Genomic DNA, 19,868 nt, shown 5'->3' with positions numbered 1-19,868 from the left:
GGTCGCCGGTTGGACGAGGTGGGGAGGTGAGAGAGGTGGTGGGCCGGTGGGGCGGGCGTGCCGTGCCCGGATCGTAGCGGTGCTCATCGGCGCACCTCGCCTTCCCGCACGTCGCCGCACCGTGCGGCGATCCGGAGTTCGGCCCGGCCGGAGCCGGGCGAGGTCTCCGGCCGGTCGGTGAACACCGCGAGGTCGGACACGGAGCCCTCGATCCACGTGTGCACCGCGACGCAGTCGCCGTCCTCGCCGGCGTGCGGCATCAGCACCGCCGGCCCCGGGGATCCGCGCAAAGGACCCCCGGGCGGCGGCTGCCGTCCGGGGGTCGGGTGAGGTGCGGGGGCGGGTGGGCTCCGGGCCCTGGTGGGTCAGGGGGTACGGGTGTGGAGTGCGGGTACGGACAGGAAGTCCGTGAGGGCGGTGTCGGCGTCGGCCAGGACGCGTTCCGCGCCCGGCCCGTCCTTGACGATCGACCCGTGGACCAGCCCGACCGTCGCGTGCTTCATGCCGGAGTACTCGGCTATGCCGGTACGGAGCTGGCGGTCGATCGCCTCGTCGAAGCCGGGCTTCGCCAGGTCCTCGGCGCCCGCGCCCGCCAGGGCCAGCCACAGCATGCGCTTGCCGGAGAACGGGGCGCGGTCGGCCGGATCGCCGTACGCGAAGCCGTGGTTCCAGGTCCGGTCGATCCAGCCCTTGAGGATCGCGGGCAGCCCGTACCACCAGAGCGGGAAGACGGCCACGATCGTGTCGGCGGCCTCGATCCGCCGCATGTGGGCGCGGACTTCGGGGCTGTACGTCTTGTGCGGGTCCGACCAGTCGGGCTCGTCGGCCACCGTCATGCGCGGGTCGAAGTCCTCCGCGTGCAGGTCGAGGAAGTCGACGGTGTGGCCCGCGGCCTCCAGCCGCTTGCGGGCGCGGGCCGCGGCCTGCCCGGTGAGGGAGTCGGTACGGGGGTGGGCGACGACGAGGAGGGTGTGCGACATGGTGGGCTCTCCTGAGCAAGTGGGTGTACGGGTGGGGGGAGTCGGTGGCGGGCCGGTCAGACGCCGAGGCCCGAGCCGCCGCTGACGTCGATGTTCTGGCCGGTGATCCAGCGGGCGTCGTCCGAGGCGAGGAAGCCCACCACGTCCGCCACGTCGGCGGGCTGGCCCACCCGGTCGAAGACCGAGAAGGACGCCGCGTGCGCCTTCGTCTCGGGGTCGGCCATCCACGGGTGGATGTCCGTCTCGATCGTGCCCGGGGAGACGGCGTTGACGGTGATGCCGCGGGCGCCGAGGGTGGCGGCCAGGGTGAGGGTCAGGACCTCCACCGCTCCCTTGCTCGCCGCGTACGACGTCATGCCGGGGAAGGCCACCTTCGTGACGCCCGACGAGACGTTGATGATGCGGCCGCCGTCGCGGAGCCGGTCCAGGCCCTTCTGGACGATGAAGAAGGGGGCCTTGGCGTTCACCGCGAAGACGCGGTCGTAGTCCTCCTCCGTGACGTCCTGGATCTGGCCGGGGCCCGCGATCCCCGCGTTGTTGACCAGGATGTCCACGCCGTCGGCGTGCAGGTCGAAGGCGGCCCAGAGCGCGTCGGCGTCACCGGGGACGCCCAGTTCGGTACGGAGGGCGAAGGCGTGGCCGCCCGCGTCCTCGACGGCGGTCACCGTCTCCTTGGCCGCCTGCTCGTTGCCGGCGTAGTGCACGCCGACGAGGGCTCCCTCGCGGGCCAGCCGGAGCGCGATCGCCCGGCCGATGCCCCGGCTGCCGCCGGTGACGAGGGCGGTCTTCCCGGTGAGGGGGCGAGCGGCGGGGGCCGAGACGGTGCGGGCGGTCTGCGCGGTGGGGTTCTGGGTGCTCATGGTGTCCGGGCTCCTTCGGCTCTGTGTTCCGGGCGGGGCCCGTGCGCCCCGCTCGTACCGGGTGGGACTCGTGCGCCCCGCCCGCTCCGGGTGGGGCCCGTGCGCCCCGCTCTCGGTGAACCTCACTCTGGGTCCGCCCTGTTCGGGCCCTGCTCGGACACTGTTGCGGCCCTGTTCGGGGGCCGGGTTACCGTGGCGCCATGCGATACGGAGTGCTGGGTCCTGTGCAGGTCACGACCGACGCCGGGACGCCCGTCCGGGTGCCCGAGCTCAAGGTCAGGGCACTCCTCGCCGCCCTCCTCGTCGACCCCGGCCGCCCCGTCCCCTCCCACCGGCTCATCGACGCCCTCTGGGGCGACGACCCCGACCGCCACCCCGCTCAGCCGCTGCGCGCGCTCCAGGCGAAGGCCTCCCAGCTGCGCCGCGTCCTGGACGAGGCCGAGCCCGGGGCCCGGGACGCCGTCGTGTCCCGGTCGCCCGGGTACCTCGTCGACCCCGCCGCCGGAGCCCTCGACACCCACCGGTTCGCGGACCTCGCCGCCCGTGCCCGTACCACCGACGACCTCCGCGCCCGTACCGGACTCCTCACCTCCGCACTGGAGTTGTGGCGCGGTCCGGCCTTCGCCGACTTCGCCGACGAACCCTTCGCGCTGGCCGCCGCCCACCGGCTGGAGGAGGACAGGGCCGCCGTCGTGGAGGAGCTGGCCGAGGCGCGGCTCGCCCTCGGGGAGCACGCCGCGCTCATCGGGGAACTGGCCGACCTCGTGGCCCGCCACCCCCTCCGCGAACGCCTCCGCGCCGTCCAGCTCAAGGCCCTCTACCGGGCGGGCCGACAGAGCGAGGCCCTCGCCGCGTACGAGGAACTGCGCACCCGCCTCGCGGACGACCTGGGTCTGGACCCCGGTCCCGAGCTCGTCGCGCTCCACCGGGCCGTCCTCACCCAGGACCCCGGTCTGACCGCCGCCCCCGTACCTCCCGCGCCCGCCGCCCCGCGCAGCAACCTGCCCGCCCCGCTCACCGGCCTCGTCGGCCGGGACCAAGCGGTGGCCGAGGTCGCTGAACTCCTCTCCTCCGCCCGCCTGGTGAGCCTCACCGGGCCCGGCGGCGTCGGCAAGACCCGGCTCGCCGTGGCCGTCGGCGAGCGGCTGACCCCCGACTTCCCGGACGGGGTCTGGCTCACCGAACTGGCCGCGCTCCCCGACGGTGCCGGGACCGAGGAGGTGGCCGCCGCCGTCACCGCGGCCCTCGGCATCCGCGACGACGGCAGCTGGGGTTCCGACGCCGACACCGCTTCCGTGTCCGGGCGGCTCGCCGCCGCCCTCCGCCCCCGGGACATGCTCCTCGTCCTCGACAACTGCGAGCACCTGGTCGAGTCCGTCGCCGTGCTCGCCGGACACCTGCTGCGGGCCGCCCCCGGCCTGCGCATCCTCGCCACCAGCCAGGAGACCCTCGCCGTCCCCGGCGAGAGCGTGTGGAACGTACCCACGCTGAGCCTCCCCCGACGCCGTCGCGCTCTTCGCCGCCCGCGCGGGCGCCCTCACCCTCGACGACACCAACACCCCGGCCGTGGAGGCCGTCTGCCGTCGCCTCGACGGCATCCCGCTCGCCCTCGAACTCGCCGCCACCCGGGTCCGCGCCCTCGGCGTGCACCGCCTCCTCGACCGGCTCGACGACCGCTTCCGCGCCCTCGGCGGCTCCGCGCAGCGCGGTGCGCCCGCCCGCCAGCAGACCCTGCGCGCGATGATCGACTGGAGCTGGGAACTCCTCACCGACCCCGAACGCGCCGTACTGCGCCGCCTCGCCGCCCACGCCGACGGCTGCACGGCGGAGGCCGCCGAGGAGGTGTGCGCGGGCGGTGACGTCGCCGCCGAGGACGTACTCGACCTGCTGACCCGGCTGGTGGACCGCTCCCTGGTCGTCCCCGTGCTCGTTCCCCTCCGGGACGCGGCGGCCGAACCCCGCTACCGCCTCCTCGAATCCGTCGCGGCGTACTGTGCGGAGCGGCTGCGCGACGCGGGCGAGGAGGACGGCGTACGGGCCCGTCATCTCGCCCACTACACCGCTCTCGCCGAGCGGGCCGAGCCCCTGCTTTACGGGCCGGGCGCGCAGGAGTGGCTGGAGCGGCTCACCGCCGAGGCCGCCAACCTCCGCACCGCCCTGGACACTTCGATACGTCGGGGCGCCGCGCACTCCGCGCTGCGCCTGGTCAACGCGCTCGCCTGGTCATGGGTGCTGCGCGGCCGGCTGGCCGAGGGGCGCCGCGCACTCGCCGACGCGCTCGCGGTGGGCGGCGGCGAGGACACGGACGGCCCCGACGGCTGTGCGGGACTGCGCGCCTGCGTCGGCGCCTGGCGGGTCGGCATGGACATCCTCGCCGGGGACGGCGCCGACCGCGCGGCCCGGATCATGGCCGCGCTCAAGGTGTACGACGACCTGTGCGAGCCGCACGAGCAGGCGCGGGCCCGCTGGTTCCTGGCCCACTCGCTCTGCGGCACCGGGGACATGTCGCTCGGCGAGGGCCTCATCACCAGTGCGCTGCACTCCTTCCGCGAACTGGGCGACGACTGGGGCACCGCGGCCGCGCTCGCCGACCGCTCCGTCCAGCGCCTGCTCAAGGGCGACCTGGACCGTGCGGGCCAGGACGCCACCGCCAGCGACCGGCTCTTTCGCGAACTGGGTGATCGGAGCGCGCGGTTGTGGACCGTCCACACCCTCGCCGTGATCGCCGAGATCCACGGCGACTACGCCCGTGCGGCCCGCCTCCAGCACACCGCGCTGCGCACCGCCCGCAGGCTCGGCCTCGCCACCCAGGCCGCCGACCTCCTCTCGGGGCTCGGCCGCGTCGCCCTCCTCACCGGGCACCTCGACCAGTCCGCCGAGTACCACGAGGAGTCCCGCCGCCTGGCCGCCGCGCACGGCTTCAAGGCGGGCGAGATCAACGCCGAACTCGGGCTCGGCCTGGGCGCCCGCAGGGCGGGCGACCTCGACGCCGCCGAGCGCCACATGCACCGCATCCTCGACTGGCACCGCGAGGTCGGCCTCGACGGCGCGAACGGCCTGATCCTCGCCGAGTTGGGCTTCGTCGCCGAGCTGCGGGGCGAGAGCGCCGCGGCCCTCGCCCTCCACGAGGAGGGCTACACCACCGTCCGTACGACCGGCGACCCCCGTGCGCTCGCCCTCGCCCTGGAGGGCCTGGCAGGAGCGCACTCGCTGGCGGACCGGTTCGAGGCCGCCGCCCTGCTCCTCGGCGCGGCCTGCGCCGCCCGTGCGTCGGCGGGTGCGCCGCTGCCGGTGGCCGAGCGGGCGGACGTCGTACGGATCGAGGCCAAGTGCCGTACCGGGCTGGGGGAGTCGGCGGCGTACGAGGCGGCCTTCGCCGAGGGTGCGGCCCTCGCCCCGGACGAGGCGAGGGAAGCGGCTGCCCCCGCTCAGTCGTCCAACTGGCCGCGCAGCCACTCCTCCACCGCGCCCACGTGCGCCGCGGCCGCGACGCGTGCCGCCTCCGGGTCCCGGCCGACCAGGGCCCGGTAGATCCGTCCGTGCTCCTCGCGGGTGACCGCGAACGCGCCCACCTCCTGGTGGCCCCGGCGGACCCGCGCGCGGAAGGTGCGCGACGACAGGCCCTCGACGATCGCGGCGAGGGCCTCGTTGCCCGCGGCCTGCGTGATCGTACGGTGGAAGGCCATGTCGGCGGCGAGGAAGGTCTCCGGGTCGTCCGCCTCGTTCATGACGGCCAACTGGGCGTCCAGTGCGGCGAGTTGGACCCCGTCGATCCGGGCGGCCGCCAGGGCCGTCGCCGCCGACTCCAGGATGCGGCGGACTTCGAGGAGTTCCGCGAGCCTCGGCTTCGGCGAGATCTCGGCGACGATCCCGAACGTGTCGAGGAGGTCGACCGCCTCCAGCTGCGTGACGTAGATACCGGAGCCGTGGCGGGACTCCAGCACCCCGAGGACGGTGAGCGCGCGGACCGCCTCGCGCATGGAACTGCGGGAGATGCCGAGGTCGGCAGCCAAGTCCCGCTCGGTGGGTAGGCGTTGGCCCGGGGTGAGTCGGCCTTCTGTGATCATTGCCTTGATGGACTCGATCGCGCGCTGGGTGACCGAACTGCCCTTCTCGGGCGGTGCGGACGCCGGTACGGCCGGCGGCGAGTCCTGCGATGGGTCCGGAGCAGTCTCTGGAGCGGTCGTGGCCATGGGGTCTCCTCCGGCTTCGGCGGTCGAGCAGGCGGCAGTCTATCCGGCACCCACCGTGCACGAACAAGCAGAGTCATCGGACCAATTCATCAAATTTTTCGGGGAATTCGCCCAAGAGGGGTGTTGGAGCCCCCGAAAGGTCTGATAAATATTCGGCGCGGCCGGATGAAGACCTGTTGGTGATGTTGATCCGTCGACGGGCCCCCGACCGGGGAACCCGTGCAGTCCATTCGTTTCGATCAGGAACCGAGGAGCCGTTCAGATGGCCGGCAGCATGATCAAGGCAGCGAGCAGAGCAACCAGCAGGGCAACGAGCCACAAGGCACGGGCGGTTCAGTTCGCCGCTCTCGCGGCGTGCGCCTCTCTCGCGCTCAGCGCGTGCGGCAGCACCAAGGACGCCGGGGCCGCCGGGGCGGGCGGCGAGGGCAAGGTCGGCGTGATCCTGCCCCTGCTGACCTCGCCGTTCTGGCAGTCGTACAACGACTACATCCCGAAGATGGCGACGGAGGAAGAGGTCGAGGCGCTCAAGACCGTCAACTCCAACTCCGACCCGGCGCAGCAGATCACCGACATCCAGAACCAGTTGAACCAGGGCGTGAAGGGCCTCGTCGTGGCCCCGCTGGACAGCGCCGCGATAGCCGCGGGTCTCGACCAGGCCGAGCGCAAGAACGTTCCGGTCGTCGCCGTCGACGTGGCCCCCGAGAAGGGCAAGGTCGCCATGGTCGTGCGCGCGAACAACGTCGCGTACGGGCAGAAGGCCTGCGAGTTCCTGGGGTCGAAGGTCAAGAGCGGCAAGGTCGTCCAGATCATGGGCGACCTCGCGTCCGTCAACGGGCGCGAGCGCTCCGAGGCCTTCCGGACCTGTGTGAAGGACAAGTTCCCCGACCTGAAGGTCCTGGAGATCCCGGCGAAGTGGGAGTCGGACGCCGCCGCGTCCAAGCTGGACACCCTCCTCAACTCCAACCCCGACCTCAAGGGCATCTACATGCAGGCGGGCGGCGTCTACCTCGCGCCCACCCTCCAGACCCTCAAGAGCAAGAACATGCTCAAGAAGGTCGGCGACCCGAAGCACATCGCGATCGTCTCCAACGACGGCATCCCGCAGGAGTTCGCGGCGATCCGCAGCGGCGAGATCGACGCGACGGTCTCCCAGCCGGCCGACACGTACGCCAAGTACGGCATGTACTACGTGAAGAGGGCCATGAACGGCGAGACCTTCAAGGAGGGTCCGACCGATCACGGCTCCACGATCATCAAGCACCCGAACGGCATGCTGGAGGACCAGCTGCCCGCCCCGCTGGTCACCAAGGCCAACGTGGACGACAAGAAGCTGTGGGGCAACAACATCAAGTGAGCACACTGACCCGCGCCGATGCCTCCCACCGACCGCTGGTCGAGGCGTCCGGGATCACCAAGCGGTACGGTCCCACGACCGCCCTCCAGGACGGCCGTCTGACCGTGATGCCCGGCGAGTCGCATGCCCTGGTGGGGCGCAACGGCGCGGGGAAGTCCACCCTCGTGACCGTGCTGACGGGGCTCCAGGCCCCGGACGCCGGTACGGTCCGCTTCGACGGAGAGCCGGCACCCGCGCTCTCCGACCGGGACGCATGGCGGCGGAAGGTCGCCTGCGTCTACCAGAAGCCGACCGTCGTGCCCGAACTCACCGTCGCCGAGAACCTGTTCATCCACCGCCAGCCCACCGGCCCCGGCGGAATGATCCAGTGGAAGAAGCTGCGGAAGCAGGCCGCCGAACTGCTCGACACCTGGGACGTGCGGGTCGACCCCGACGCCCGCACCGCCGACCTCAAGGTCGAGGACCGGCAGATGGTCGAGATCGCGCGGGCCCTGTCCTTCGGGGCACGGTTCATCGTCCTGGACGAACCGACCGCGCAGCTCGACAACAAGGAGATCGAGCGGCTCTTCGCCAGGATGCGCACGCTCCAGGAGTCGGGCGTCACCTTCCTCTTCATCTCGCACCACCTCCAGGAGGTGTACGAGGTGTGCCAGGCGGTCACCGTGCTGCGCGACGCCCGCTGGATCACCACGGCGCCCGTCGCCGAACTCCCGCGCGCCGCCCTCGTGGAGGCCATGGCGGGGGAGTCCGTCACCGCGGCCGCGAGCGCGGCCCGGTCGGGCGTACCGGACCGGGCGCCGATCCGGCTGCAGGTGGACGGGCTCGGCTCGGCCGCGTACCAGGACATCAGTCTGACCGTCCGCGAGGGCGAGGTCGTCGGCCTCGCCGGGACCAGCGGCAGCGGCAAGATCGAGCTGGCGGAGACCTTCGCCGGGCTGTACGCGCCGGACCGGGGAAGTGCCCGCCTCGACGGCAGCCGGCTGCCGCTCGGGGACGTGCCCGCCGCACTCAAGGCGGGCGTCGCCTGTGTGCCGCGCGACCGGCACGACCAGGGGCTGGTCTCCGGGATGAGCATCGGCGACAACGCCACGATGAGCGTCCTGGGGCGGCTCGGCAAGTACGGACTCGTCGGCACGGAGAAGAAGCGTGCCACCGGCGAGGAGCTGATCCGACGCCTCGACATCCATGCCGAAGGCCCCCACCAGCCCGTCTCCGACCTGTCCGGCGGCAACGCCCAGAAGGTGGTGATGGCACGGGCGCTCGCCTCCGACCCGAGGCTGCTCGTGCTCATCAACCCGACCGCGGGCGTCGACGTGAAGTCCAAGGAATCCCTGCTCGCGCGGATGGACAGTGCGCGCGAGGACGGCACGGCGGTCCTCGTCGTGTCCGACGAGATCGACGATCTGCGGCGTTGCGACCGCGTCCTGGTGCTCTTCCACGGGCGCGTCGTCGCCGACCATGCGGCCGGCTGGAACGACCACGAGCTGATCGCATCCATTGAAGGAGTAGACCGTGGCTGAGACGACAGCCTCGAAGGCGGCCACCGCCCCGGTGGACCGGCGGAAGAGTTCCCCGGCCGACCGGAAGAAGTCCCTGCTGCTCAGCCGGGCACGCGAACTCGCCCTCGTACCGGCCCTGTTGGCGCTGGTGGTGCTCGGTGCGTTCACCAATGACAGCTTCTTCACCGGGCCCAACATCATCTCCATCCTGGGCGCGTCCGCCGCGCTCGCGATGGTGGTGCTCGCGGAGTCGCTGGTACTGATAACCGGCAAGTTCGACCTGTCCCTGGAATCGGTCGTCGGCATCGCCCCCGCGATGGGTGCGCTGCTGGTGCTGCCCGCCCTCAGTTCCGGGTTCGGCACCGAGATGCCCACGTTCGTCGGCATCCTGGTGATCCTGGTGGTCGGCGGACTCATCGGCGCGTTCAACGGCGCGCTGGTCGTGAAGCTGAAGCTGAACGCGTTCATCGTGACGCTGGCGATGCTGATCGTGCTGCGCGGACTGCTGGTCGGGGCGACCGAGGGCAAGACGCTGTTCGGCATGCCGGACGCGTTCTTCGCCCTTGCCACCTCGACGTTCATCGGGGTGCCGCTGTCCGTGTGGATCGCGGCCGTCGCCTTCGGCATCGCGGGCTTCGTACTGAAGTACCACCGGGTGGGGCGTGCGCTGTACGCGATCGGCGGCAACCCGGCGGCGGCCAAGGCCGCGGGCATCCGGGTCGACCGGGTCATGCTCGGCGTGTTCATCACCGCCGGTGTACTGGCCTCGATCGGCGGGCTGATGCAGACCGGCTACGTCGGCGCGATCAACGCCAACCAGGGTCAGAACATGATCTTCACGGTGATGGCGGCCGCGGTCATCGGCGGCATCAGCCTGGACGGCGGCAAGGGCACGATGTTCGGTGCGCTGACCGGCGTGCTGCTGCTGGGTGTGGTGCAGAACCTGCTGACGCTGGCGCAGGTGCCGTCGTTCTGGATCCAGGCGATCTATGGGGCGATCATTCTGATCGCGCTGATGATTGCGCGTGTGACGACGGGTCGGGCGCAGGACTAGGTCCGGATGTTCATCTGCGGGTCCGTTGTGGCTGGTCGCGCAGTTCCCCGCGCCCCTGAAGGGGCGCCCCGGCTCCCGGCGCCCTTAGAGGTGCGGGCCCCGTACTAGGAGTTCAACTCTCGTGAAATTGCAGCGACTTGGTGAGATCGGGAGCGAGACTCCTGCCCTTCTTGCCGACGACGGTCAGGTGTACGACCTTTCCGGGCTCACGTCCGACATCGACGGGGCCTTTCTCGCGGGCGGTGGAGTGGAGCGGGTCCGTGCCGCTCATGCGGCCGGGGAGCTGCCCGTCCTCGAAGGTGCGGACGGACTCCGTGTCGGTGCGGCCGTCGCGCGGCCCGGCAAGGTCGTCTGCATCGGCCTCAACTACCGTGACCACGCCGAGGAGACGGGTGCCGCGATACCGCCCAGGCCCGTCGTCTTCATGAAGGACTCCTCCACCGTCGTCGGTCCGTACGACGAGGTCCTGATCCCGCGCGGCTCGACCCGTACCGACTGGGAGGTGGAGCTCGGCGTCGTCATCGGCAGCCGGGCCCGCTACCTGGCAGGCCCCGAGGAGGCCCTCGCCTGCGTCGCCGGGTACGCGGTCAGCCACGACGTGTCGGAGCGCGAGTTCCAGCTGGACTTCTCCCCGCAGTGGGACCTCGGCAAGTCCTGCGAGACCTTCAACCCGCTCGGTCCCTGGCTCGTCACCGCCGACGAGATCGCCGACCCGCAGGACCTGCGGCTGCGCCTGGACGTCAACGGCGTCCGGCGGCAGGACGGCAACAGCAAGGACATGATCTTCCAAGTCGCCGACGTCATCACCTACTTGAGCCAGTACATGGTGCTCGAACCCGGCGACGTCATCAACACGGGCACCCCGGCCGGAGTCGCCCTGGGCCTGCCCGGAAACCCCTATCTGCGCGCCGGAGACACCGTGGAGCTGTCCATCGACGGCCTCGGCGGCCAGCGCCAGACCTTCGCACAGGCGTGAGAGGCCCGTTACGTGACCAGAACCACGGCTCGTATCACGGCAGTTGATACGTACGACATCCGCTTCCCCACCTCGCGCGAGCTCGACGGCTCCGATGCGATGAACCCCGACCCGGACTACTCGGCCGCGTACCTGATCCTGCGCACCGACTCCGGCGACGGCGTCGAGGGGCACGGCTTCACCTTCACCATCGGGCGTGGCAACGATGTCCAGGTCGCCGCGATCGAGGCCCTGAAGCCCCATCTGATCGGCCGCTCGGTCGACGAACTGTGCGCCGATCCGGGCACGTTGGGGCGCACCCTGACCGGGGACAGCCAGCTGCGCTGGCTCGGCCCCGAGAAGGGCGTGATGCACATGGCGATCGGGGCGGCCGTCAACGCCGCCTGGGACCTGGCCGCCAAGCGGGCCGGGCAGCCGCTGTGGAAGCTCCTCGCCGACGCCGAACCCGAGTGGCTCGTCCAGCAGATCGACTTCCGGTACATCGCCGACGTCCTCAGCCCCGCCGACGCCCTGCAGCTGCTCCGTACGGGCAAGCACGGCGCCGCGGGACGGGAGGCGAAGCTGCGCGAGCGCGGCTACCCCGGCTACACCACCTCGCCCGGCTGGCTCGGCTACTCCGACGAGAAGCTCACCCGCCTCGCCCAGCAGGCGGTCGCCGACGGCTTCACCCAGATCAAGCTGAAGGTGGGTGCCGATCTGGCCGACGACGTACGCCGGATGCGGGCCGCCCGCGCCGCCGTCGGCCCCGACATCCGGATCGCCATCGACGCCAACCAGCGGTGGAACGTCGGCGAGGCCATCGAGTGGACCAGGGCGCTGAGCGCCTTCGACCCCTACTGGATCGAGGAGCCCACCAGCCCCGACGACATCCTCGGCCACGCGGCGATCCGCAAGGCGGTCGGCCCGGACGTGAAGGTCGCCACCGGCGAACACGTCCAGAACCGCATCATCTTCAAGCAGCTCCTCCAGGCCGGGGCGATCGACGTCCTGCAGATCGACGCGGCGCGGGTCGGCGGCGTCAACGAGAACCTGGCGATCCTGCTCCTCGCGGCGAAGTTCGGGGTGCCGGTCTGCCCGCACGCGGGCGGGGTCGGGCTGTGCGAACTCGTCCAGCACCTGTCGATGTTCGACTACGTGGCGCTGAGCGGCACCACCGAGAACCGGGTCATCGAGTACGTCGACCATCTGCACGGCCACTTCACCGAGCCGGTCGTCATGCGCGACGGCCACTACACGGCCCCGTCCGCACCCGGCTTCTCGGCGACCATGCACGCCGATTCCATCGCCGAATTCACCTACCCGGGCGGCCGGTTCTGGACCGCCGACCTTGCCGAAGGACTCTCCGAGGAGGCTGTCGTATGAGTGAGCACACGGGCGAGCGTACGAGTGGGCACACGGGCGAGCACACGGGCGAGCGCGCGGGTGAGCTCGCAGGGCTGAAGGCGCTGGTCACGGGCGGTGCTTCCGGCATCGGCCTGGCCGCCGCCCGACTCCTCGCCGCACGGGGCGCGCAGGTCGCCGTGCTGGACCTGGACCCGTCGGGGGCCGAGGCCCCCCTGCTCGGCTTCAAGGCCGACGTCTCGGACGACACGTCGGTACGGGCCGGGGTCGCGGCAGCCGTCGAGGCCCTCGGCGGCGGCCTGGACATCCTCGTCAACAACGCGGGCATCGGCGCGGCCGGCACCGTCGAGGACAACGACGACGCCCAGTGGCACCGGGTCCTCGACGTGAACGTCCTGGGCATGGTGCGGGTCTCGCGCGCCGCCCTGCCCGCGCTGCGCGAGTCGTCGCACGCGGCGATCGTCAACACGTGCTCGATCGCGGCGACGGCCGGGCTGCCGCAGCGGGCCCTGTACAGCGCGAGCAAGGGCGCGGTGCTGTCGCTGACCCTCGCCATGGCCGCCGACCACGTCCGCGAGGGCGTACGGGTCAACTGCGTGAACCCGGGGACGGCCGACACCCCGTGGGTGGGCCGCCTCCTCGACGCGGCCGACGACCCGGCGGCCGAGCGTGCCGCGCTCAACGCCCGCCAGCCGATGGGCCGACTGGTCTCCGCCGACGAGGTCGCCGCGGCCATCGCCTACTTGGCGAGCCCGGCCGCGGGCTCCGTCACCGGGGCCTCGCTCGCCGTCGACGGCGGGATGCAGGGGCTGCGGCTGCGCCCGGAGGGGCAGTGAGCACGGGGGCAGCAGGTGCGCAGGCGGGGAGCGCGCGGCCGCTCGGGGGGAGCGCGGTGTCCGTCTCCCCGCTCGGCTTCGGGGCCGCCACCCTCGGGAACCTCTTCCGGGAGGTGACGGACGAGGACGCCCGCGCCGCCGTCGACGCCGCCTGGGACGCGGGGATCCGGTACTTCGACACCGCGCCGCACTACGGCCTCGGGCTCTCGGAGCGGCGGCTCGGCGCGGCGTTGCGCGGCCGGCCCCGGGACTCGTACACCCTCTCCACCAAGGTGGGGCGCCTCCTTGAGCCCGCAGAGGGTACGGGCAGGGGTGCGGGCACCGGAGGCACCGACGAGGGCTTCGCCGTCCCCGCCACGCACCGCAGGGTGTGGGACTTCAGCGCCGACGGCGTACGGCGCTCCCTCGAAGCCAGCCTGGAACGCCTCGGCCTCGACCGCATCGACGTCGCCTACCTGCACGACCCCGACGAGTACGGCGACGGCGGCGAGCAGGCGCTGCGCGAGGCCTACCCGGCGCTGGAGGCACTGCGCGCCGAGGGCGTCATCGGTGCGATCGGCGCAGGAATGAACCAAGTGGCGCCACTCCTTCGCTACGTGAGGGAGACCGACGCGGACGTGCTGCTGTGCGCGGGACGCTACTCGCTGCTCGACCAGCGGGCCGCCGCCGCACTCCTCCCCGAGGCGGCGGAGCGCGGCCGGAGCGTGGTCGTCGGCGGAGTCTTCAACTCCGGCCTGCTCGCCGACCCGCAGCCCGGTGCCACGTACGACTACAAGGCCGCCCCGGTGGACCTGCTCGGCCGCGCCCTGCGCATCAAGGCGGTCGCCGAGGGCCACGGGGTGCCGCTGCGGGCGGCGGCCCTCGCGTACCCCGCACTGCACCCTGCGGTGGCGAGCGTCCTCGTCGGCCTGCGGTCGGCTGCGGAGGCGGCGGACGCGGCGGCGATGGCGGCCGTGGACGTACCGGAGGAACTGTGGGACGAGCTGAGGGCCGAGGGCCTGCTGGGGGAGGAGTGACTCCGGCGCCGCCCCGTGTGGTGGACGCGCACCACCACGTCTGGGACCTGTCCGTCCGCGACCAGGACTGGATCACCGGACCCGAACTCGCCCCGCTCCGCCGGGACTTCCTCGTCCAGGACCTCGCGGCGGAGGCCGCGGCGGCGGGAGTGTCCGCGACGGTGCTCGTGCAGACGGTCACGGTCGCGGCGGAGACACCGGAGTTCCTGGCGCTCGCCGGGGCGCACGGGCTGATCGCGGGCGTGGTCGGCTGGACCGACCTCACCGCCCCGGACGTCACCGACCGCCTCGCCGGGCTGCGGGCCCTGCCCGGGGGCGAGTTCCTGGTGGGCATCCGCCACCAGGTGCAGGCGGAAGCCGACCCGGAGTGGCTGCTGCGGACGGACGTACGGCGGGGACTCGCGGCGGTCGCGGACGCCGGTCTCGTCTACGACCTGGTGGTCACCCCCGGCCAGCTGCCGGCCGCGACGAAGGCGGCGCGGGCCCTGCCCGGCCTCTCCTTCGTCCTGGACCACCTGGGCAAACCCCCCATCGCCCTCGGCACGAGAGAACCGTGGGAGTCGGCCGTACGGGAACTGGCGACGCTCCCGAACGTGGCGTGCAAGCTGTCCGGGCTGGTGGTGGAGGCGGACTGGCAGCGGTGGAAGGTGTCCGACCTGCGGCCGTACGCGGAGGTGGCGCTGGAGGCTTTCGGGCCGTCGCGGGTGATGTACGGGTCGGACTGGCCGGTGTGCAGGCTGGCGTCTTCGTACCGTGAAGTGCTGGACGTGGCACGCGAGTTGACGTCCGGGCTCTCCTCGGCGGAGCGCATGGAGGTGTTCGCCGGGACGGCGGAACGGGTGTACGGGCTGCGGGTGGAGTGAGCCCGCGGGCGGTGGGCCGCTTCGCGGATTCGTCCCCCACCCGCCCCTTCCCGAAACCGCTGCCGCGGGGCCGGGAGGTTCACGGCTCGCGCCGGTGGGGGCGGGCGTCCCGGGCTGCGCCCGGTGCACGGCTGCGCCGCGCGTCCCGGGCTGCGCCCGGTGCACGGCTGCGCCGCGCGTCCCGGGCTGCGCCGCGCGTCCTCAAACGCCGGACGGGCTGTTCCCGCCCCCTACAACGGTGCCTGCCACGTAAGCGTCGTCCCCTTCCCCTCGTCCTCCCCGACCCCGTCGTCCGACACCGTCAACCGCACCCCCTCCCGCCCGTCCGGCAGGGCCACCCCCACCTCCACCCGCACCCGCACAGCGCTGACCCCCGGCCTCCGGTGCGCCGCCGCCAGTGCCCCGCGCAACGCGGCGACCAGCTGTCTGTCCACCGGGGGGTGGACCAGCGCGTCCACCGGCCCCTCGAAGTGCACCGACGGTGCGAAGCCCAGCAGCGCCGCCGCCCCCGCCGTCTCCCGGAGCACCTTCCCCCGTACCGTCGTCGGCGCGTCCGCCGGCGGCTGCTGGAGCGCGAAGATGGCGGTCCTCACCTCCTGGATGGTGGAGTCCAGCTCGTCGACGGCCTGCCCCAGCAGCTCGTCCATCGCGCCTGCCCGCCCGCCGCCCGAGGCGCCCACGGCGGCCCTCCGCCGCGTCGACTCCAGCATCATCTCCGTCGCGAACAGCCGCTGCACCACCAGGTCGTGCAGGTCCCGGGCGATCCGGTCCCGGTCCTCGAAGACCGCCAGCCGTTCCCTGGCGTCCCGGCCGCCCGCCAGGACCATCGCCAGCGCAGCCTGCGAGGCGAACTGCGAGGCCAGCAGCCGTTCCACCCCCGTGTACGGTGCGCCGCCCCGCCCCCGGGGCAGCGCGAGCGTGCCGATGAGTTCGCCGCCGCTCTGCAGCGGCAGCAGCATGCTCGGCCCGAAGCGGGTGCGCACGGACGTGGTCATCCGGGGGTCGGTCGCGGAGTCGTCCACGAACACCGGCTCCCCGCCGAGGAGTTGTTCCAGTACCGGACTGCCCGGCTCGATCTCCGTACCGAGGAGGTCCGCCGCGTCCTCGCCGGGCCCCGTGGCCGCCGCGACGATCTCCATGCCGCCCGCCCCGGTCGGCTGCAGGACGATCCCGGCGAGCGCCTTCGCCAGCAGACGGGCCTCGGCGGCGACCACCATCAGGGCGTCCGACGTCGTCTCGCCGTCCAGTACGGCCGTGGTGACGGCGGCGGCACCCTGGATCCACTCCTCGCGCAGCCGTGCCGTCTCGTACAGCCGCGCGTTGCCGATCGCGATGCCCGCCTGCGCGGCGAGCACCCGCAGCAGCGACAGGACCTCCGGGGTGAACGGCGTGCCGTCCGCCCGGTCCGTGAGGTAGAGGTTCCCGAAGACCTTCCGGTCCACCCGGACGGGCACGCCGACGAAGGACTTCATCTCCGGGTGGCCGGGCGGGAAGCCCGCCGACCGCACGTCGGCCCCGATCTCCGGGACGAGGAGCGGGCGCCGCTCCTGAACCAGGATGCCGAGCAGCCCCGTGTGCCCGTCCGGGAGCCGGCCGATGAACTCCCTGGCCGCCTCGTCGAGGCCCGCCGTGTATAGCTCGGTGACCCGGGTGCCGTCCGCGTCGACGACGCCCAGCGCCCCGTACCGCGCCCCGGTCAGCTCGACCGCCGAGTCCACGATGTGCTGGAGGGTGCCGCGCAGCTCCAGGTCCGTACCGACGGCGAGGACCGCGTCGAGCAGCAGGGGCAGGCCGGGGGCGGTACGTGCCTCGTCGTGCATCGGGTTCCGGTTCCTTCTGCCGATTGCGTACTGCCGGTTGCGTACGTCACACGGGCCCGGCCGCGTACGTCGCACGGGCCCGGCCGCGGGCGGGGGCACGGGCCCGGCTCAGCTTGCCAGCGGGTCCAGGGCCAGTGGCTGGATCTGACCGTCCAGCATGGCCCCCAGGCCCAGCACCGCGCACACGTCGGGCCGCTCCGCGATCCGTACCGGCATGCCGGTCGCGTCCCGCAGCATCTGGTCGAGGCCCGGCAGCAGCGCGCTCCCGCCCACCATCATGATCCCGCTCTCCGCGAGGTCGGCGACCAGGTCGGGCGGGCAGGTCCGCAGGATCTTGCCGATGCCGTCGAGCACGGCGGTCAGCGGGGTGTGGATGGCGCGCTGCACGGCGGCGGTGTCCACGTGCACCGAGCGGGCCAGGCCGGTCGCCACGTCCCGGCCGTGGATCACGGTGGAGACCGGGCCGCCCGCCACGAGCCCGTTGCTGCTCAGCGCCAGCTGGAGCGGGCGCACCGACTGCGAGGGCAGCATCAGCTCGTGCGCCTGCCGCAGGTGCTGCACGACGGCGTGGTCGATGGCGTTGCCGCCGACCGGGATCCGCTCGGCCGCCACGATCGCGCCGAGGGAGAGGACCGCGACCTGCGTGGTGGCCGCCCCGCACACCATGATCATGGTGGCGCACGGCTGCTCCACCGGAAGCCCGCAGCCGACCGCGGCCGCGATGAGGGTGTCCACCAGCTCCACCCGGCGCGCGCCGATCCCCACCAGCGTCTCGACGGCCGCGCGCTGCGCGAGCGGGTCCGCGTCGTGCGGGGTGCAGGCGGCGGCCCGCAGGCCCGGCCTGCGGCGCAGCTGGCGGCGGAGCTTGTCGCCGAGCAGGTGGCGGAGCATGCGCTGCGCCATCTCGATGTCGATGACGGTGCCGCCGGAGACGGGCCGGGCGACCCGGATGTAGTCGGGCGTGCGCCCGGTCATCTGCTCGGCGAACGCGCCGACCGCGATGAGCGCCCCGGTCCTGGTGTTCACGGCGGCGCAGCTCGGCTCGTCGACCACGAGGCCGAGGCCCTTCACGAACACCCGGGTCCTGGCGGCACCCAGATCGACGGCGACATGGCAACGGCGCAACTGCTCAAGGCTGACGGTCATAGTCGCATCGTGCGGTCCGCCCGGTCCGGGCGCGCGCTGGGCTGAGCCGCCCGGGGTACGGGAGCTGACACAGTGCCAGAACGTCAGTTTCCGTTACGGGCGCGGAAGCTGGCCGTCCGCCGGAGTTACGGGCGCGGAAGCTGGCCGTCCGCCGGGGTCACGGGCGCGGAAGCTGGCCGTCCGCCGGGGCGAACCCCTGGAACAGCCCCCAGCAGAATTCCGCCACCCGCTCCTGCCGCTGTCCCTGTCCCGGTTCCTGTTCCCGCCCCCGTCCGCCCGGCAGCGTCACCGCCAGCCGGGCCCGGGTCGGTGCCGCCCCGTCCAGCATCCGTACGGGCGGGAAGGCCCGCGCCACCTCGTCCACCGTCGCCGACCACGGCACCAGGTCGTCCGCCGACCCCAGTGCGGGCCCCGGCTCGCCCGGTGCCCGCACCAGCCACTCGTTCCAGGCGGTCCCGTCGGGGCCGGTCAGCACCTCCAGCCGCAGCGTCGGCCAGAGCGGCACCGGCCACAGCAGCGCCTCGCACTCCAGATCGCCCGCCTTCCGCCGTACGACCGCCTCCGGCGGACCCAGCACCGACCGGTACCGCTGCACGGCGCCGCGGGCCCGAGGCGAGCGCACCATGGCCTGCCAGCGCCGGTTGACCTCGCGCATCTCGGTCAGGGTCACCCCCATCGAGATCCGGGCGTCCTCCACCAGTCCCGGCTGGTGATCGGCCATCCGCCGCAACAGCACGAGCTGGAAATCCGCAGGTCCGAGGCCGTTTCCCAGCATCACACACCCCACTTACTTGACAATCTCAAACATTGAGGAGCAAGGTTCATCCAGATCATAAAGTTGTTTTCTCGCCGTGGAGGCCGTTCCTCATGACCACTCTCCCCACCTCCAGCCGCGCCTGGCACCTGGTACGCCGCCCGATCGGCTGGCCGGTGCCGGAGGACTTCGCGCTGGTCGAGTCCCCGGTGACCGAGCCGGGCGCGGGCCGCATCCTGGTCCGCAACCTCCACCTGTCGGTCGACCCGTACATGCGCGGCCGCATGAACGACGTGAAGTCGTACATCCCGGCCTTCGAGCTGGACAAGCCGATGACCGGCGGCGCGGTCGGCGAGGTCATCGCCTCGAACGACGAGCGCTTCGCCGTCGGCGACCACGTCCTGCACGACCTGGGCTGGCGCGAGTACGCGGACCTGAAGGCCGACTTCGCCACCAAGGTCTCCGCCGAGCTGGCCCCGCTCTCCGCGTACCTCGGCGTCCTCGGCATGCCGGGCCTGACCGCGTACGCCGGTCTCTTCGACGTGGCCTCCTTCAAGGAGGGCGACACCGTCTTCGTGTCCGGCGCGGCCGGTGCGGTCGGCAGCCAGGTCGGCCAGATGGCGAAGCTGCGCGGCGCCAAGCGCGTGGTCGGCTCGGCCGGCTCCACCGACAAGATCAAGGTCCTCACCGAGGAGTACGGCTTCGACGCCGCGTTCAACTACAAGGACGAGGCACCCGTCGCGCAGCAGCTGCGCGAGGTGGCCCCCGAGGGCATCGACGTCTACTTCGACAACGTCGGCGGCGAGCACCTGGAGGCGGCGATCGGCGCCCTCACCGTGCACGGCCGCGCCACCCTCTGCGGCGCGATCTCCGGCTACAACGACACCGTGCCGGTCCCCGGCCCGCGCAACATGATCCAGATCATCGGCAAGCGGCTGCGCCTGACGGGCGTCCTGGTCGCCGACCACGCCGCGCTCCAGCCGCAGTTCATCGAAGAGGTCTCCGCCTGGATCCGCTCCGGCGAGCTCAAGTACGACGAGACCCTCGTCGAGGGCATCGAGCACAACGTGGACGCGTTCCTCGGCATGCTGCGCGGTCAGAACACCGGAAAGATGATCGTCAGCCTCGGCGAGTAAGCTCACCCCACGCCGTCACGGCGCGTGGGCGCGAGCCGTG

General features: G+C 72.6%; 16 protein-coding genes and 1 pseudogene. 10 read left to right on the top strand and 7 right to left on the bottom strand.

What is annotated here, in order from left to right; translation table 11 throughout:
- Positions 1-83: 83 nt before the first annotated feature.
- From ACH4SP_RS19705 to ACH4SP_RS19695, 3 genes are all read right to left on the bottom strand, one after another.
- On the bottom strand, positions 84-266 hold the full coding sequence (locus ACH4SP_RS19705) for a hypothetical protein (RefSeq protein WP_398416601.1): 183 nt from the start codon (positions 264-266) through the stop codon (positions 84-86).
- Between the two features lie 99 nt (positions 267-365).
- Entirely contained in the window at positions 366-980 is a 615-nt protein-coding gene (locus ACH4SP_RS19700; RefSeq protein ID WP_398416600.1) for an NAD(P)H oxidoreductase, read from the bottom strand.
- A 56-nt stretch (positions 981-1,036) separates the two neighbouring features.
- A complete protein-coding gene (locus ACH4SP_RS19695) occupies positions 1,037-1,840 on the bottom strand; it encodes an SDR family oxidoreductase (protein WP_398416598.1) in 804 nt (267 codons plus the stop codon).
- Positions 1,841-2,040: 200 nt separating this feature from the next.
- Between ACH4SP_RS19695 and ACH4SP_RS19690 the strand changes: the two are divergent.
- Positions 2,041-5,371 (top strand): annotated as a pseudogene (locus ACH4SP_RS19690) (BTAD domain-containing putative transcriptional regulator).
- Here the strand turns inward: ACH4SP_RS19690 and ACH4SP_RS19685 are convergent.
- Positions 5,269-6,033, bottom strand: a complete 765-nt coding sequence (locus tag ACH4SP_RS19685) for a FadR/GntR family transcriptional regulator (RefSeq protein WP_398416596.1) — start codon at positions 6,031-6,033, stop codon at positions 5,269-5,271. The pseudogene ACH4SP_RS19690 and the gene ACH4SP_RS19685 sit on opposite strands and share 103 nt — an antisense overlap.
- A 262-nt stretch (positions 6,034-6,295) precedes the next feature.
- Here ACH4SP_RS19685 and ACH4SP_RS19680 point away from each other — a divergent pair, with 262 nt between their 5' ends.
- The 8 genes from ACH4SP_RS19680 to ACH4SP_RS19645 all read left to right on the top strand — a co-directional run bounded on the left by ACH4SP_RS19680 (position 6,296) and on the right by ACH4SP_RS19645 (position 14,972).
- Positions 6,296-7,387: a sugar ABC transporter substrate-binding protein gene (locus ACH4SP_RS19680; RefSeq protein WP_398416595.1), complete on the top strand. Its 1,092-nt coding sequence runs from the start codon at positions 6,296-6,298 to the stop codon at positions 7,385-7,387.
- The gene (locus tag ACH4SP_RS19675; RefSeq protein ID WP_398416593.1) at positions 7,384-8,907 is read left to right on the top strand and encodes a sugar ABC transporter ATP-binding protein; all 1,524 of its coding nucleotides are present in this window, start codon (positions 7,384-7,386) and stop codon (positions 8,905-8,907) included. Before ACH4SP_RS19680 ends, ACH4SP_RS19675 begins: the two co-directional genes overlap by 4 nt.
- Positions 8,908-8,938: 31 nt before the next feature.
- Positions 8,939-9,940: an ABC transporter permease gene (locus tag ACH4SP_RS19670; protein ID WP_398417192.1), complete on the top strand. Its 1,002-nt coding sequence runs from the start codon at positions 8,939-8,941 to the stop codon at positions 9,938-9,940.
- A 121-nt stretch (positions 9,941-10,061) separates the two neighbouring features.
- A complete protein-coding gene (locus tag ACH4SP_RS19665) occupies positions 10,062-10,916 on the top strand; it encodes a fumarylacetoacetate hydrolase family protein (protein ID WP_398416591.1) in 855 nt (284 codons plus the stop codon).
- A 12-nt stretch (positions 10,917-10,928) separates the two neighbouring features.
- Positions 10,929-12,278: an enolase C-terminal domain-like protein gene (locus ACH4SP_RS19660; RefSeq protein WP_398416589.1), complete on the top strand. Its 1,350-nt coding sequence runs from the start codon at positions 10,929-10,931 to the stop codon at positions 12,276-12,278.
- Positions 12,275-13,093 carry an SDR family NAD(P)-dependent oxidoreductase gene (locus tag ACH4SP_RS19655; protein WP_398416587.1) on the top strand — a complete coding sequence of 273 codons (819 nt, stop codon included), beginning with the start codon at positions 12,275-12,277 and terminating at the stop codon, positions 13,091-13,093. The genes ACH4SP_RS19660 and ACH4SP_RS19655 overlap by 4 nt, the downstream gene beginning before the upstream one ends.
- Before the next feature lie 56 nt (positions 13,094-13,149).
- Positions 13,150-14,109: an aldo/keto reductase gene (locus tag ACH4SP_RS19650; protein ID WP_398416585.1), complete on the top strand. Its 960-nt coding sequence runs from the start codon at positions 13,150-13,152 to the stop codon at positions 14,107-14,109.
- A complete protein-coding gene (locus ACH4SP_RS19645) occupies positions 14,106-14,972 on the top strand; it encodes an amidohydrolase family protein (protein ID WP_398416583.1) in 867 nt (288 codons plus the stop codon). The genes ACH4SP_RS19650 and ACH4SP_RS19645 overlap by 4 nt, the downstream gene beginning before the upstream one ends.
- A gap of 230 nt (positions 14,973-15,202) precedes the next feature.
- Here ACH4SP_RS19645 and ACH4SP_RS19640 read toward each other — a convergent pair whose 3' ends face one another.
- From ACH4SP_RS19640 to ACH4SP_RS19630, 3 genes are all read right to left on the bottom strand, one after another.
- The gene (locus ACH4SP_RS19640; protein WP_398416581.1) at positions 15,203-16,792 is read right to left on the bottom strand and encodes a GAF domain-containing protein; all 1,590 of its coding nucleotides are present in this window, start codon (positions 16,790-16,792) and stop codon (positions 15,203-15,205) included.
- A 108-nt stretch (positions 16,793-16,900) separates the two neighbouring features.
- Positions 16,901-17,938, bottom strand: coding sequence for a rod shape-determining protein (locus ACH4SP_RS19635; protein ID WP_398416578.1), 1,038 nt, complete (start codon positions 17,936-17,938; stop codon positions 16,901-16,903).
- 157 nt (positions 17,939-18,095) lie between these two features.
- Entirely contained in the window at positions 18,096-18,713 is a 618-nt protein-coding gene (locus ACH4SP_RS19630) for a hypothetical protein (RefSeq protein ID WP_398416576.1), read from the bottom strand.
- 92 nt (positions 18,714-18,805) lie between these two features.
- On the opposite strand from ACH4SP_RS19630, the gene ACH4SP_RS19625 reads away from it, so the two are divergent.
- A complete protein-coding gene (locus tag ACH4SP_RS19625) occupies positions 18,806-19,828 on the top strand; it encodes an NADP-dependent oxidoreductase (protein WP_398416574.1) in 1,023 nt (340 codons plus the stop codon).
- The last annotated feature ends 40 nt before the right edge of the window (positions 19,829-19,868 follow it).

Origin of the sequence: Streptomyces sp. NPDC021093, assembly GCF_044333135.1 — a bacterium.
In the GTDB taxonomy this organism is placed as follows: domain Bacteria; phylum Actinomycetota; class Actinomycetes; order Streptomycetales; family Streptomycetaceae; genus Streptomyces.
This window is presented reverse-complemented; position numbering and strand designations above follow the sequence as displayed.